The sequence below is a fragment of the Maribacter sp. R77961 genome (assembly GCF_044594925.1).
Lineage (GTDB): Bacteria > Bacteroidota > Bacteroidia > Flavobacteriales > Flavobacteriaceae > Maribacter.
In genome coordinates this window covers 2,673,835-2,691,094 of the sequence record NZ_CP138991.1, presented here as the reverse complement: position 1 = coordinate 2,691,094, position 17,260 = coordinate 2,673,835, and the positions used below count along the sequence as shown (strand labels likewise).

6 protein-coding genes are annotated in these 17,260 nt (G+C 38.3%); 4 read left to right on the top strand and 2 right to left on the bottom strand.

The features are described 5' to 3' along the window. Positions 1 to 49 precede the first annotated feature (49 nt). Positions 50 to 1,693, bottom strand: coding sequence for an endo-1,4-beta-xylanase (locus tag SJY09_RS11540; protein WP_396635870.1), 1,644 nt, complete (start codon positions 1,691 to 1,693; stop codon positions 50 to 52). A 167-nt stretch (positions 1,694 to 1,860) separates the two neighbouring features. After that, positions 1,861 to 4,500 (bottom strand): hypothetical protein, encoded by a 2,640-nt coding sequence (locus tag SJY09_RS11535; protein ID WP_396635869.1) that lies wholly within the window; start codon positions 4,498 to 4,500, stop codon positions 1,861 to 1,863. 170 nt (positions 4,501 to 4,670) lie between these two features. On the opposite strand from SJY09_RS11535, the gene SJY09_RS11530 reads away from it, so the two are divergent. The 4 genes from SJY09_RS11530 to SJY09_RS11515 all read left to right on the top strand — a co-directional run bounded on the left by SJY09_RS11530 (position 4,671) and on the right by SJY09_RS11515 (position 17,189). Next, positions 4,671 to 8,798, top strand: a complete 4,128-nt coding sequence (locus tag SJY09_RS11530; protein ID WP_396635868.1) for a two-component regulator propeller domain-containing protein — start codon at positions 4,671 to 4,673, stop codon at positions 8,796 to 8,798. 243 nt (positions 8,799 to 9,041) lie between these two features. Then, positions 9,042 to 12,098: a SusC/RagA family TonB-linked outer membrane protein gene (locus SJY09_RS11525; protein WP_396635867.1), complete on the top strand. Its 3,057-nt coding sequence runs from the start codon at positions 9,042 to 9,044 to the stop codon at positions 12,096 to 12,098. Positions 12,099 to 12,118: 20 nt separating this feature from the next. After that, positions 12,119 to 13,663 (top strand): RagB/SusD family nutrient uptake outer membrane protein, encoded by a 1,545-nt coding sequence (locus tag SJY09_RS11520; RefSeq protein WP_396635866.1) that lies wholly within the window; start codon positions 12,119 to 12,121, stop codon positions 13,661 to 13,663. A gap of 124 nt (positions 13,664 to 13,787) precedes the next feature. Next, positions 13,788 to 17,189, top strand: a complete 3,402-nt coding sequence (locus SJY09_RS11515) for an FG-GAP-like repeat-containing protein (RefSeq protein WP_396635865.1) — start codon at positions 13,788 to 13,790, stop codon at positions 17,187 to 17,189. Positions 17,190 to 17,260 lie beyond the last annotated feature (71 nt).

Below are 17,260 nucleotides of genomic sequence, written 5' to 3'. Positions count from 1 at the left end.
AATATTTAGAAGTATGTTTTTGATGGCATGGTGTTACGCTGTACTTGAATTAGTTTTGTAATGCCTGTATAAAAGCCGAATAAGCCTTCTTTTTGCCAAATGAGCTGTCAAATAACAATGGCCAATCCGGAAAACCGTAACGTGGCGTAACCCAGGAGTCATCATCCTTAAGTCCCCAAATTGTTAAGGCATATTTGTATTCATTAGGAATGGCATTGTAAACCTCTACTACTTCATAGACTTTTTGAGCCTGCTCCATATCTCTTTTTTCGGAAAACTCTTTAATACTTCCTTTAGGGTTCGTTTTTACATCCAATTCTGAAAAATGAACCAAAAGCTTCCGGTCTACAATGAGGTCTGTTGCCGTTTTCAAGGCGAGTTTGTTCGGAAAATTATAATCAATATGCATTTGATATCCTATCCCATCAATTAAGCTACTATTGATTAAGTCATCAACAATTGCAAAAGCTCCTTTTTGTTTTTTCGAATCGAAAACTAAATTATAATCATTGTAGAACAATTTTACCTCTTTGTCCGCATTTCTTGCGAATTGGAAACATTTTTTTACGTAATCCGTCCCCATACGTTCTAGGAATACGGATTCTCTAAAATCTGAAGTGCCATCTGCAATAGCCTCATTTACGACATCCCAAGAATCAATTTTACCTTTATATCGTGTTACTACAGCTGTGATGTATTTCTCTATGATGGACTCAAATTCTTGATTGGTTCCCTCAAAAGTCTTTAAAAAGTCAGGCGTGCTCTCATGCCATACTAGTGTGTGCCCATGAATGTTCATGTCATTGGCTTGTGCGAAATCCACGATGAGGTCAGAATTTGTCCAATCCAAACTAAGATTTCCTTCTTCATCTATGCCTTTGAAGATACTTCTCATCTTCATGGCATTCTCTGCTGTAACGCTATTAAATTCCTTGGTATACAAAGCACTGTAATCAGTGTCTTGTACCCGTGACGGATTTACCGCTATACCTACTAAAAAATCTTTTGCGGTACTTTTTAGTCTTGAATTTTCCGGTATACTTGTACTATCATCATACCCGGTAACTTCTACTTTGTCCTTTACGACTAGCGCAACATTATCAAATTGAACGATTTGCCTTTCAGTGCCGGAAAAAATATCCACACCTATTTTAACTCTTCCAACTTTTGTAATATCAATGCTTTTTTCGTGATTGTTCGGGTCATAGGCATAGCCGAATTCAGCTAAATTTATTTCGATGGTTTCCCATTCACAAGTGTTCTTCACAAAGGAATACTGCCAATTTACATCGTTGGTGCAGCAATCGTTAGGTCCATCCACTAGAACAATATTTATTTTTGTGCCAGGTGCTCCTCCACAATTAATGTCCATTCTGAGGAAAACATTGGTTATAGTTTTTTCTTTCAGTTTCTTTTTTGGGATAATCCTGAACGTGATATCGGATTGGCTTACAATGTAACCTTCGTCTTTTTTGCCGTTCCAGATTTGTTCGTAGAATTTGCCATCACTATTCGGCTTAGCACTAACAACCCCATGTGAACCTAAATCACCATAAGATTGCCACTCATTGGGTAATATGCCCCCTCCGTCAAAATCGGTAATTAAATAGGTAGTTTCTTGTTGAGCAAAAGTCAATTGCATGAGAAAAACTAGAATAGTCGAGAGCATTACCTTAGCCATTGTAATATTCATGATTGTATCTATCTTTTAAAGTATTGCATAGTAATGTTTCATACCGATTTGGTGTAATGGTATTAGAGGCAAAAAAGGATTATTGGCGTTTTAAGTTAAAGGGTGAGTTAATTTAGTAATAGCTCACCCTTTTAATTTTATATAAAGTTAATTGTCAATGTTTAATTTTATTCCGGACAAGACCCGAGGTTATCAATATAGAATGTCCCAGAAACATCTTCACCTGGTGCTATAAAGAAGGTAGGCTGGTTGTATTGTCCTGTGGGTGCAAAAGGCGCTCCGGTGTCAATGCCTAATGCTCCTCCGTCAGCAAAACCTGCTACTGCAGTGGAAAAATCGAATCTAAGTTCTTCCCATCCTGTTCCGCCATGCGCTACACCAACTTCTACTTCTCGTTCCGTTTCATTATTGTTGGGGTTTTGTTGCATATTCAGTCTAAAGGTCACTGCGGCGCTAGACCAAACCAGAACTCTCACCACCTTGTTTTCAGCACTAAAATCAGCAGGGGTAGAAAGTACTGTGCCAAATCCATCAAAATTGCCACCGCCATCCTGTACTACCTCTAGAACATTGGTTGCATTTGGATTTGCACCCGTCTGATCTGGATTAGGAACTACTTGAACCGTTACTCCATTAAATCCAAAAAATTCTTCCCCATTTTCAAAAGTCAACGGACTTCCAAAAATAGCAGCGCATGGATCCGTTTCCTCTTCCTCTTCTGATGCACTGGTATCATCACCAGGACATGCTCCAAGGTTGTCTATGTAGAACGTTCCCGATACGTCCTCACCAGGAGCTATAAAGAAAGTAGGTTGATTGTATTGCCCCGTTGGGGCAAAAGCTTCACCATTTGCTATTCCTAAAGCTTCACCTCCGTTAGCAAAAGCTGCGACCGCATTAGCAAAATCAAAGGTTAGTTCTTCCCATCCGGTTCCACCATGTTGCACACCAACTTCTACTTCTCTTTCTGTTTCATTATTGGTAGGGTTTTGTTGCATATTTAACCTAAAGGTTACGGAAGTAGTCGACCACACCAAGACACTTACCATTTTATTCTCATTACTGAAATCTAGAGGAGTTGACAGTACGGTGCCGAATCCGTCAAAATTACCTCCTCCATCTTGGACTACTTCCAAAACATTAGTGGCGTTCGGATTTGCTCCTGACTGGTCTGGGTTTTGCACCACCTGTACGGTTACACCATTAAACCCAAAAAACTCTTCACCATTCTCCAAAGTAATAGGACTATCGAAAATTGAAACGCAGGTGTCCATTTCCTCTTCTTCCTCATCCATAGGGTTATCCGACGAAGTGGTATCGTCTCCTGGGCATGCACCAAGGTTGTCTAGATAAAATGTTCCGGAAACGTCTTCTCCGGGTGCTATAAAGAAGGTAGGCTGATTGTACTGACCTGTGGGCACAAAAGGCGCCCCAGTAGCAACACCTAATACTTCACCTGTGTCAACAAATCCTGCTAATCCATTGGCAAAATCAAAAAGAAGTTCTTCCCATCCCGTTCCGCCATGAGCTGCGGCAACTTCAACTTCGCGTTCTGTTTCGTTATTCGTAGGATTTTGCTGCATATTTAATCTAAAGGTCACGGCGGAAGTAGACCATATGAGCGCTCGTACTATTTTGTCTTCACCACTAAAATCTACTGGGGTTTCTAATACGGTTCCAAAACCATCAAAATTACCCCCGCCATCCTGTACGATTTCCAGTACGTTGGTAGCATTGGGATTAGCACCAGATACATCAGGATTTGGTACTACTTGGACATCAACACCGTTGAATCCGAAAAATTCTTCGCCGTTCTCAAATGTAATTGGGGCGTCAAAAATTCTAGCACAGGCCTCCATTTCTTCCTCCATTGGTTCTTCAGGAGGCGCCACACCACCACCTTCACAAATACCAACATTGTCCAAGAAAAATGTTCCTGCCACGTCATCACCAGGGCTTATAAACATTTGAAATCTAATGTAGTCTCCGGTAGGCACAAAACTTGCACCATCGGCAATTCCTAGAGCACCATCAGGATTACCGGTAAAACCTGCTATGGCATTAGCAAAGTCAAAACGAAGCTCTTCCCATCCGGTTCCTGTGTGGATTAAATTTACTTCTGCTTCACGCTCTGTTGTATTATTAGGGTCTTGTTGTACCGTTAGTCTAATAGGTAGTTCTACATCTGACCAGAAATTTAATCGCACCACTTTATCTGTCGAGGTAAATAATGCGGGGCCAGTCATTTGAACTCCAAATCCATCAAAATTACCACCGCCATCTTGTGTTATCTGCAATACATTAGAATCTTCTGTATTTGCACCAGAAGGGTCTGGGTTAGGAACAACTTCTACCTCAGCGCCATTAAACCCAAAAAAGAATGCTGGTTCATTACCGCTATCAAAGGTTACGGGCGCACTGAATATCTGTGTACATGGGTCTGCTGGTGGCACAACTTCAAACGTTTCTTCTGTTATGCGGCCATTTGGAGCTATTGCCCTAAGTGTAACAAAAAAGTTTTCTTCTGCCTCCGGATAAGTAAAGCTAATTGCTTGTTGTAACCCAATCGCGACTGGTGCTTCTCCAGGAATACCGGACAAGACCTCAAACGCAGTTGCTCCTTTTGCAGTAGGAGTAATGGTTACTAAAAATGGAGCTTCATCATTTTCAAAGACGATATTTGCCTGCACTTCGCTGGGTGCCGGACCTTCATTTAAAATGGCATCAAACCCTCTGTCTCTATCGCAAGAGGCTAGGAAGGATAGGACTGTTACGAAAAAGACTAATCGTACCGTAAAAAATTTCATAGTTTGGTTTATTTTAGATATAATGAATACAATATAACTTTTTACTTTCTTAGAAGCGCTTATTGACATTCTTAAGAAAGGTGTTTGCAACATTTGAAGCCTAAAATGCTACAAATTTTATTTTTATTAGATTCGAAATACCTTTAATTGACAAGCTAATTGAATTGGGAATGGTAAAGGTTAAAATAAAATACTCCAAGGTTTTACAGCTTATATTTCTATTAGCTTTTTTGATAAATTCAAGAGAAGTCGCTTCTCAAATTGACTTCAATGCTTTAGAATTTAATGTGGTCAAGGAGAATATTTTTCAACGCCCCATAACTACTATGGTCAAAGATAAATTCGGATTTATCTGGATAGGAACGGATGGCGCGGGGCTATATAAGTTTAATGGTCTATCCTATACGTATTATGGTCACGATTTAACGGATGAGAATAGCATAAATAGTAATTCTATTAGCTCCTTATTCCTAGATAGTTCTGGGAGATTATGGATAGGTACAGATGCAGGTTTAAGTAGCTACGATGATAGACAGAACTCTTTTGTAAGAATTGAAACAAGAGTGGGGAATTTAAAGAGCGAGAACTATACGAGTGTGTTGTGTTTTGCCGAGTATAAAGGAAAATTACTTATCGGTACTTATGATGGTATCAAGGAGGTTGATGGTGAGAATGCATCTATAAAAAATTATGGATTAAGCGGAGTTCCTATATTGGACCTACAGTATTCTACAAAGGGAAATTTGTATATAGCAACGAACCAAGGGCTTAAATTAGAACATTATTTAAACAGAGGAGAGATACAGGATTTATCAATTTCTAACCTTAATAACGTCCCTCATATCACAAAACTACACCTTGATAAAAGAGAAAACCTTTGGATAGGTACTTTAAGAAGTGGGGTGTTTATGGCTGATTTAAAAAAGGTAAGGACATCTTTCACAAAGTTAGCTATTGTAGAAAGTACCACTATGGCTATTACTAGTGGCATGGACCATGTGTTTGTAGCTGTTGAAAATGAAGGACTGGTTATTTTAGACCTTACGGGTACTATAGTTAAACATTATAGGCAAGATGTTCGGGATGTTCGCAGTATAAGTTCAAATTCCGTTTGGTCCATATTATTCGATGGAGAAAATAGACTTTGGTTAGGATACTATGAAAACGGGCTTGGCTTCTTTGATGAACATTACAAAAAGTTCAAATCTATTTTAAACGAGGATGCCGATAGAAGAATCCAAGCCAATGATATAAGGGCTTTCGCTAAAACTGAAAATGGCAACCTTTGGATTACCCAAGCTAATAACCGTATTGATATCCTGGACACCCAAACAAAAAAAATTACTAACGTATATGGTAGTTCTGGTTCTATCTATAAGGGTTTAAAAGAGGGTATTTACTTAGAGGATGTATTTGCTGATAGTAAAGGTAATATTTGGCTAGCAACGTGGGGAGAAGGAATATATCTTTTGAAAAAGGGAGGTAAAACATTTATAAATTTTACTAGTGAGAATACCTCTGGTGCGCTTACGACTAATAAGATACACTGTTTCACGGAAGATGCCTTCGGAAGAGTGTGGATAGGTTCATTCTTAAAAGGTGTTTTTTATTTAGATCCAAAAACCAATCAAATTAAAGCACCTTCCAGCGAGTCCTATAAGAATTCGGGAATTGCGGAAAGAGATGTACGAGTTATACATCATGATAGTAACGGCAATATTTGGATAGGTACTTCCTCTGGATTGTACCACATAGAAATGAGCAATGAAAATGATTTTAAGGTCATTGCCCATGGCAATGCGATTTCTTCGAAATTCGGAGGTCATCCAAGTTCTAATCGAATATTGGATATTTATGAAACCCAAGATGGAACGGTTTGGTGCGGTACTAACGGTGGGGGATTATATTCCTACAATAAAGACAGACAGAATTTTGAACGGTTAGCCCTGGATAACTATGATTTAACCTACGTTAATGCTATATATGAACCTATAAAGAACGAACTCTGGCTTAGCAGTAAACAGGGAATTTTGAGAGTTAACCGTACTACAGGTAAGGTGGAAAAGTTTACTACTCACGACGGCCTGCTTGAGAACTATTTGATTGATCGAGCCTTTATAATGGATAACAATAACACCCTCTATTTAGGGACTAAAAAAGGTATAAATTATATAGCGCCACAAGATATTGCTTATAATCCCCATTTGGCAAAACCTTACCTAAAGGATGTTAAACTTTTTAATAGAAAAATTGATAAAAAAGATAGCATTAATGCTTTACACTGGACGCCAGAATCCAACAGTATTACCCTTAGGCATAATCAAAACATATTAACTATTGACTATGCCGCTATAGCGTATACTAGACCTGAGAAAAATCAATACGCTTATTATTTAGAAGGCTTTGAGGAGACTTGGAATTATGTGGATTCTAAAACAAGTGCTACCTATACCAATCTTGCTTCTGGTGAATACACCTTTAAGCTCAAAGCTTCTAATAACGATAATAAATGGAACGAGGCCTCGGTAATACTACAAATCCAGGTATTGCCGCCGTGGTGGAAAACGGTGTGGGCTTACCTGCTTTATTTACTTCTTTTTTCGCTTGTTGTGTTCTCAGGAATGTATTTATATAAAAAACGAATCAATGAGATAAATACCTTTAGGTTGGAACGTGAAGGAAGAAAGCAAAAAGTAGAACTTCAAAAACAGAAACTACAATTTTTCACCAATATCTCTCACGAATTCAGAACTCCTTTGACCTTAATTATAAATCCAATACAAGAGCTAATAGACTCTAAGGAAACTACTATTTCAAAAGCCACTACTCAAAAATATCATATCATCAATAAAAATGCAGAGCGACTTTCAAGATTGATCAATGAATTAATGGATTTCAGGAAATTGCAGTCCAATAAGTTCAGGCTTCAGGTAGATGAGTTTAATCTTGTGGAGAATACGAAAAACATACTCAGCTTTTTCAATGAAGAATCTAAAAGAAGGGCAATACGTCTAGATCTTAAGTATACAAAGAAGAATTTAAATATTTGGGCAGATAAAGGGATTTTAGAAAAGGTATTATTTAATCTTTTGTCCAATGCATTTAAGGTTACACCAAATGAAGGTAAAATTCAAGTGCGCATAGGCGAAATCGATAAAAAGATATTGCCCTTAATAAGTGCAGAAAAACAAATTCCGGTTGTTGAGATTCGTATAAAAGATAATGGTCCTGGAATTGACCAAAAAGACTATAAGAAAATTTTTAAAAGGTTTTATCAGGTTAGTGAATTGAATAAATCTTACTACGGTAGTACAGGTATAGGTTTAGAAATGGTAAAGAGTTTTGTTGAACTTCATAAGGGCACTGTAGAGGTAGAAAGTGAATTGGGGAAAGGTTCTATTTTTAAAATTGTTCTTCCTTATGGAAAAACGTTTTTTCAAGATTCTCAATTGTTGGAATCTGATGAGCCGCTACAAGAAATTACCACCAAGGGGGTGTTGAAATCAAAACCTGAAGTGTATGCCATTGAAGATATTCTCTCAAAGAAAGAAGTAAAAAAGAAGTTACTTATCGCCGAGGATAACGTAGATCTACAGGATTACCTTGTTTCCATATTAGAGCAAGATTATGAAATAATTTTAGCTTCCGATGGTCAAGAAGCATGGTTAAGAACTATGGAGCATCGTCCGGATATTATAATTACTGATGTAATTATGCCGCTTATGGACGGTATTGTATTCAGCGAAAAAATTAAAAAGGATCCTACCCTAAATCATATTCCTATTGTAATCCTCACTGCAAAAGACCTTGCAGAGGATAGAATTAAAGGACGTGAAGCTGGTGCAGAAGCGTATCTTGTTAAGCCTTTTAATACCAAGGAACTCAAAGTGGTGTTGGAGCAACTGCTATTGAAAAATAATCGCCTTTTTCACCAGTCCGCTACAACGGGTCTTCCAGAAATCAATACAAAAGAAACGGATTTTAATGATCAGTTTATTCAAAACGTGGTGGATTACATTCAAAAAAATATAGAGAATACGTCTTTGAACGTAGAGAAATTATCTTCTCACCTATGCTTAAGTAGAAGCCAAGTTTACCGAAAAATTAAATCGTTGACAGGACTCTCTCCTATAGAATTCATTAGAAGGGTTCGTCTAGAAAAATCTAGAACACTTTTCCAAAACGATAAAAATTTAAATGTTAGTGAAGTAGCTCATAAGGTGGGGTTTTTATCGGCATCTTACTTCACGGTATGCTATAAAAAGCAATTCGGCGAGCTTCCAAAGGGTCGCAAATAATATATTTCAACTAGTTCCCATTGCACAGAATAGTGTAGGGAGATGTTGTTAAAAGCTCTCTGAGCCCAATTATTTAGAAGGGTTGTAATAAATGCAACATATGAAATATTTATTGCATCAAATAAGTTCCCGTTAACTTCCTGTTAAAATTAACTTGCACTTGACAAATCTGTCCACTACGGGAAATACACGATAATTTGGATGATGATTTGACTTTCTATTAAAACTTAACTAATCAAACAAATGAAGCTAAAGAACTTATTTTTTGCCCTGTTACTTATCACGATGAGTCAGGCAATAGGTCAGGTTGTTACTGGGGCCGTAACTGCAAGTGATGGGCCCTTGCCTGGTGCAAATGTTATCGTAAAGGGAACCAAGATTGGTGTAGTCACCGATTTTGAAGGAAATTATACGATTGATAAATTAGCTAATGGAGATGTTTTGGTATTCTCCTATATCGGGTTTAAGCCAAAAGAAATTACGTATACGGGGCAAGCACGGATTGACGCCCTGTTAATTGAAGATTTGGTAAGTCTTGATGAGGTGGTCATCGTCAATTATGGAACGCAACGAAACACACCTGTCTCGGTAGTTAAGGCAGAAGCATTAAGCGAGTTTCCAACAACAGACATTGGACAAGCTCTACAAGGTCGAGCTGCAGGTGTTACCATTACAAACGGTGGCTCCCCTGGATCACAGACCTTGGTGCAAATACGAGGGGTAAATACCTTTGGTGACGGTACGCCACTTTATGTAGTTGATGGTGTATTCACGAATAGTATTAATAGTCTTGATTTGGCCAGTGTAGAGAAAATAGACGTTTTAAAAGATGCTGCTTCTCTTGCTGTTTACGGTTCCAGAGGAACTAACGGTGTTATTTTAATAAGTACCAAAAAAGGTAAAGTTGGTAATGCTTCATTTTCTTTTAATATGTCCTCAGGTATCCAAGAATTCAACCGTCGTTATGATGTGTTGAATACGGAACAATATATTCAATTTACGAGAGAAGTAAATGCCTTGACAGGTGAGAACGGTGGTCCGGACTTTCCTATTGGAAGGGTAAATTTGAATCCTAATTTTGATGGTGACGGAATTGATACCAATTGGCAGGATGCCTATTTTAGACAAGCACCTATTTTGAACATTAGTGCAAACGTAAACGGCGGTAGTGAAAAGGCTCGCTTTAATGTCGGTGTATCAAGATTGGATCAAGATGGTGTTTTTATCGATACTGGTTTTACAAGGACTACCATTAATATTAATACCGATGCTAATATCAGTGAATGGTTAGAAATAGGCCAAACACTTTCTTTGAGCCAAAATGAAACAACTTTACCAGAGCGTGATGGTGGTAGAGATCCTTTTCAGAACATTTTGGGACAAGCACCTTATATTCCGGTAAGAACCGAAACCGGTCTTTTTGGAGGGACTAATTCTTTAGACCTCAATGATTCTAGAAACCAAATTAGGATACAGAACTCACAAGATAACTTAACTAGATTTTCATCTGCCATAGGCAGTTTGTATGGTAAATTTAAAATTGCAAATGGCCTAACGTTTAGATCGCAGTTTGGTCTTAATGCTAGTTTGTTATTGCAAGATAACGAAAGAAGGGCTTTTGCAGAGGACGGTAGTTTTGCGAATCCAATAAATTTTATTGGTAAAACAAGACAAACTACTTCACAGACTATTTTTACGAATACTTTGAATTTTGATAGAGACTATGGGAAACACTCCGTTAATGCATCTGCAGTATTAGAACAGACACAGATACGCTTTGAGTCTGCTTCTATTTCGGATAATAATGAGGTTTCATCAGAAATCCCAGAAGTTTTCTCGCCTAATGCGAGAGCCACATCATTCTCTATCCCTGAGAATTTGAATTCTATTCTCTTCTTAGGAGGTTACGAGTTTGATAATAGGTATTCTATTAGCGCTTCGGGAAGACGCGATACATCTTCTAGGTTTTCTCCCGAAAACGCATCACAATGGTTCTTTTCCGGATCATTTGGGTGGGATGTTTCTAACGAACCTTGGTTTAAAGTAGATGCCATGAATAGTTTAAAGTTAAGGGCCAGTTATGGTGAAACCGGAAATAACCGAACTGGTAATGCTGTCAATCAGTTTTTGCCCACTTTAGGTCTAAACCTTCCATCTTCAATAAATAATGAGACTTCAACGGGTATAAGTCCAAATAATGCTGCAAACCCGGATTTAAGATGGGAAACACAAATTAAACAGAACTATGGCTTTAGTTCGGCATTCCTTTACGATCAAATACAATTCAGTGTAGATTACTTTAAGAACAGAAGTGAAGATTTATTAATTCCAGTAGAATTACCATCTTCTGCAGGTATTCCTGGAAACTCTCAAACAGGTTCCACTGTAATCAGAAATGTTGGTATTGTAGATGTTGAGGGCTACGAAGTAACATTGGGTTATAATGATTATAAGGGAGAGTTCAAATGGAATTTTTGGGCTAATCTTACTAAAGCGGATAATGTCGTAGAGAGCTTAAGTGGCACGGGAGAACCTATTGAGCGTGCACGTCTCAACCCACCTTTTGCATCGGCCTTAAATAGGTTGGCTGTTAATGAAGCGCCATTTCACTTTTTTGGATTGGTTGCGGACGGTGTTTTCTCAACACAAGCACAAATAGATAGCGAATTACCAAATAATTCTACTGCCGCCGTACCGGTGCAGCCAGGTGATGTTCGTTTCCTAGACCTTAATGGAGACGGTCTTATTACTTTGGATGATAGGGATGTAATCGGTAATCCTAATCCAGATTTTACCTATGCCGTTAACCTTAGGGCAGAATACAGAGGCTGGGATTTTGATGTGCTTTTCAATGGTGTGCAAGGTGTGGATGCGTTGAATAGTAATATATTTTACCTCGAAGGTTTGGATAATGGATTAAACTATGGTACGCAGGTATTGCGTAGATGGCAAAATCCTGGTGATATTACGGATATACCACGTTTCAGATTCGGTTCAAACATTAACAATGAAATATCTAGTAGGTATATTGAGGATGCCTCTTACCTTAGATTAAGAAACGTAACTGTTGGTTATACATTTCCAACAACTATGGTTAACAAGTCCGGTAATGGTATCATTAAGAAATTACGCTTCTATGTACAAGGGCAGAATTTAGCAACTTTTACCAATTATTCTGGACTAGACCCGGAGATAGCGCCGTTTTATAATGCCGCCGGCTTGGTGGATGGTTTAGGAATTGATAGAAGTGCACAGCCTAGACCTATTACGGTCTTAAGTGGAATCCAAGTGGAATTTTAAATAAATAAATTGTTAGAAAGATGAAAAGTATCAAGAATTATTTTATGAATGGTTTAGTGCTTCTCTTTGCATTATTCCAGACATCGTGTGATGATGATGTTCCAGTAGAGAATACGAACGCTTTGAACCCGGAAATTTTCTTCGAAAGTCTAAGTCAGGTTGAGGCGGCCGTTAATGCAAGTTATAACCAATTTCAAATCCTGTATCAACGTGTAGGTTATGTATTTCCAGATGCCATGTCAGATGAAGTTGTGTCTAGTGGTGATCCAAACTTTGCACCGTATAATAGATTTGAATTTAATGCTACACTTGATAATATTGCACTTTATTGGACTTCCTGCTTTAATGGTGTAGGAGCTTGTAACTTTGTTATTAGTAACGAAGAACGAATGAGAAATAACTCGACATCAGCGAATTATACGCAGGGTGATGTAGATAATGCACTTGGTCAGGCGTATTATTTAAGAGCATTATATTATTATCATTTGGTCAAACGTTTTGGGGGAGTTCCTTTAAAACTAACTGTAGAAACAGCAACTGAAGATACGGCAAGAGCTACTGAAGCTGAAGTTTATGAGCAAATGATAGCCGATTTAATCTTATCTACACAGCTTACCCTACCAAAAGGAACCACGGAAGTAGGAAGGGTGACTAAGGAAGCTGCATATGCTTTATTAGGAAAGGTGTACCTACACAGACAAATGTATACAGAGGCCAAGCAGGCTTTTAGCAACGTGGATAATCACAGTTTACTTCCTATAGAAAATTATAGAGATAACTTTAGTGAAACAGGTGAACATAATGACGAATCCATGTTCGAGATCGGTTATAATGGAGAGGTTGGTACGGAGGCAGAGCGTTGGTCTCAGACTGGTATCGGAACTTCGGAAGTTACTTTTCATTCTCAGGATTATACTGGTTGGGCCAATGCTAGACCTTCGGCTAAAGTAATCGCTGAATTCGAAGATGACGATCCAAGATTGGAACAAGCGATACTTATTGATGGTGATAATTCCTATGGCCCTGGTGAAGCTTTTCAATTTCCTTGCCCTGGATGTGTTGGAGGTCCTGTATGGTACAAATTCAGTCAGCTTTATGACGAGCAAGATGTATCTGAGAATAGTGGTGTAAATGTTCGTATCATGCGTTATGCCGACGTAATTCTAATGCAAGCGGAAGTTGAGCTGAATCTTAATAACAACCAAGGCGCAATAGATTTTCTAAATCAAATAAGAGACCGTGCAGAAATGCCACGATATGGAACTGCTACCATGGATGCTAGAGGTTTTCCGGTAAACACTTCGGAACAAATATTCAATGCCATTGTACATGAGCGATTTGTTGAACTCAGTGGTGAACAACAACGTTTTGATGATCTGGTGCGTTGGAATTTGGATGACCAAGAGCTTTCTATCTTCCCGGATGCAAACTTTAATAATGCGGACGGATCATTGCGATTGATACGGAATTATGACCCCAATGTGCATAGGGTAATGCCTATACCGCAAAATGAACTGGACAGTAACACGGCCATAGGCGAGGGTGATCAAAATCCAGGGTATTAAAAAATTGAGTTAGTCAAGTTAGGTGTGATAATGGGCGGAAATTTTAATTTTCGCCCATTTATCTTTTTATTAGTTTTAGGATTGGAACGGGAGTAGCTAACCAAATGACTAAATCTTTTGCGGCATGAAAGGTAAAATTTATAATCGTTTCGACGTCATTGTCGGAGTATTCAAATCACGATTGTTGAGTAAAATTAAAAGTATGTGGAGAACCTTTGGAATAGTGCTTGTACTAATTGTCTTTGGTTGTGCCGATAAAGTCGACAAAGAAAATGGCAAGGCAGCCGTTAAAGAACAGCGTATTTTCACTAAGCTCGAATCTAAAACCTCAGGATTGAGCTTTGAAAACCGTTTGGAAGAAAACGATACCATTAATTATTTCACCTATCCTTACATCTATATGGGTGGTGGTGTGTCGGCAGGAGATATCAATAATGATGGTCTTACAGATTTATTTTTTACCGGTAACATGGTGCAAAATAGGCTATACCTAAATAAGGGAAATCTAGAATTCGATGATGTTACCCTAAATGCTAAAGTAGGAGGTGATCGTAGATGGTATACAGGCACTACCATGGCCGATGTCAATGGAGACGGTTTTATGGACATATATTGCTTGGTTGCTGGACAATCTGGAAATAAGCAAAACCAACTTTTTATCAACCAAGGAGATAATTCTTTTGAGGAACAGGCTGCTAGTTATGGACTAAACGATGCGGGCAATAGTGTGGATGCTACTTTCTTCGATTTTGATAATGATGGTGATTTGGATGTGTATGTAGCTAACTATCCCATTACACCTTTTGAATACAACAGTTATAATTATAAAATGCGTATGGACCGCGTTACCGATATAGAAACAGATAATCTTTATAGAAACGACGGCGGAAAATTTACAAAGATTACAGAAGATTCCGGAGTAAAATTATATAGTCTTTCATTGAGTGTAACAGCCTCCGATTTAAATGATGACGGATGGACAGACCTCTATATCTCCAATGATTTTGGAACTCCCGACTGCCTTTACATTAACCAAAAAGACGGAACTTTTAAAGACGAGATTAAAGATGCGACTTCCCACACTTCTTTTTACGGAATGGGCGTAGATATTGCCGATTTTAATAATGATGGTTTCTTAGATATTGTACAGATGGATATGGATGCCGCTACAAACCGTAGGTCTAAAGCTAATATGGCTAGTATGAATCCTGAGCTCTTTGCTAATATAGAACGGGTTGGCTTTCAATACCAATACATGCAGAACGCGCTGCAAATGAATACGGGATATAGCCTGGACGGTGTTCCAAAATTTAAGGATATCTCCAGGTTGGCCGGGGTCTCTTCCACAGATTGGAGCTGGGGACCCTTACTGGCGGACTTTGATAACGACGGTTTCAAAGATTTATTCGTGTCCAATGGTACGCGGAGGGAAATTAACAACAAGGATTATTTTAATAGTTTAAAAGGGGAGAAGAAACATAAAGACAGTTTATTGATTAAAAGTCAACGAATTCCTTCAGAACCCATAGATAATTTTATGTTTAAGAATAATGGTGATCTAACCTTTTCAAAAACAAATTCTGCATGGGGTATAGAAGACAAGGGTTTTTCCAACGGCTCCGTTTATGCAGACTTGGATAATGATGGCGATCTAGAATTGATAACCAACAATATAGATAAAACGGTTTCCGTATTTCAAAACCATAGTTCGGAAATCAATAATCATATAACCCTATCTTTTAAAGGAAACGTTAAGAATAACAATGGCCTAGGAACTAAAGTCCATGTGTATCATAATTCAAAATATCAAACCCAAGAAGTTACTTTAAGTAGGGGGTTTCAATCATCAGTAGCTCCGAAACTCCATTTTGGTCTGGGACAAGACGATAGCATCGATAGCCTAATCGTAGTCTGGCCAAATTTTAAAAAACAAAAACTTACAGGAGTCAAAGCCAATAACTCCTTGGTGCTTAAGATAGACGATGCAAAAAGTACCTTTAAAAATACGATTGCGACCAATCAATTGTTCAAAAGTAACTCGGATACTTTAGCTCTTTATAAGCATAAGGAGAATACTTACGACGATTTTAAAAACGAAATCTTATTACCTCATAAAACCTCGCAGTTTGGGCCTGGATTAACAGTGGGTGATTTAAATGGAGACGGATTGGATGACTTTTATGTAGGAGCTGCCTCTAAATACCCAGGCGGACTATTTTATCAAAACATGGACGGTTCTTTTGAGCAGCAAAAGTTTAAACTATTATTGGAGGACAGAATGCACGAGGATATTGGTTCTCTCATTTTTGATGCTGATAACGATGGGGATAATGATTTGTACATCGTTAGTGGCGGTAACGAGTTTGGGCCAAACTCTCCATTGCTTCAAGATAGATTGTATATTAATATGGGTGCTGGTAACTTAGTAAAAAGCCAAAACGCCCTCCCAAGGATTATAACGAGCGGAAGTAGGGTCTATGCCTGTGATTATGATAAAGATGGCGACAAGGACCTCTTTGTGGGCGGTAGGCTTATTCCAGGGAACTATCCGTATCCGGCATCGAGCTATATTTTAGAAAATGTGGGTACCAAGGGGAATGCTAAATTTGTAGATGCTACCAAAAACATGCTTCCTGTCCTTAATCGTTTGGGTCTTGTAACGTCTGCACAATGGATGGATTATGACAATGACGGATGGAAAGATTTAGCCGTTACCGGAGAATGGATGAAACTTAGAATGTTCAAAAATCTGAAAGGGGAAGGGTTTGAGGAAACAACTGAGGCGCTAGGCTTGGACGAAAGTACCAGAGGTTGGTGGTTTAGCTTAAAGGCTCATGACGTTGATGGAGACGGCGACTTGGACTTGATCGGCGGAAACCTTGGTGAGAATTACAAGTACAAAGCTAGGGAAAATGAAACCTTTGATGTTTTTCTAAACGATTTTGATGGAAATAAGACCAATGACATTGTATTAAGTTACTATAATGATGGGGAACAATATCCTGTTAGGGGAAGAGAATGTTCTTCACAACAAATGCCATCAATAAAGAAAAAGTTCGAAAATTATGATGCCTTTTCTAAGGCTACCTTGGCAGATGTTTATGACGAAGAAAAACTTGAAAGCGGCATTCACTACAAAGTCTCTTCCTTTAAAAGTGCTATATTCATTAATAATGGCGATACATTTGTTCGTCAAGATTTACCTATACGAGCTCAAATAGCTCCGGCCAATCAAATACTGGTAAACGATTTTGATGCTGATGGTATTAAAGATATCATTCTTGGTGGTAACCTTTACGCCTCCGAAGTGGAAACCCCGAGGGCGGACGCCGGTCACGGAACCTTCTTAAAAGGTATGGGAGAAGGAGATTTTAGAGTACAAGACTCAAATGAAAGTGGACTTTATATGGATGGGGATGTAAAGGATTTAAATCTTATCAATGTTCAAGGGAAGAGTTACATTATAGTGGCCAAGAACAATGACTTTTTGAAGTTTATACCTGTAGCGCATAACTTAAAAATTTAATGTTTTTTAACGCTTCTTTAAAAGTTAAAAAAAAGGCGAGCTGAAAAGCTCGCCTTTTATAGTTTAAATAA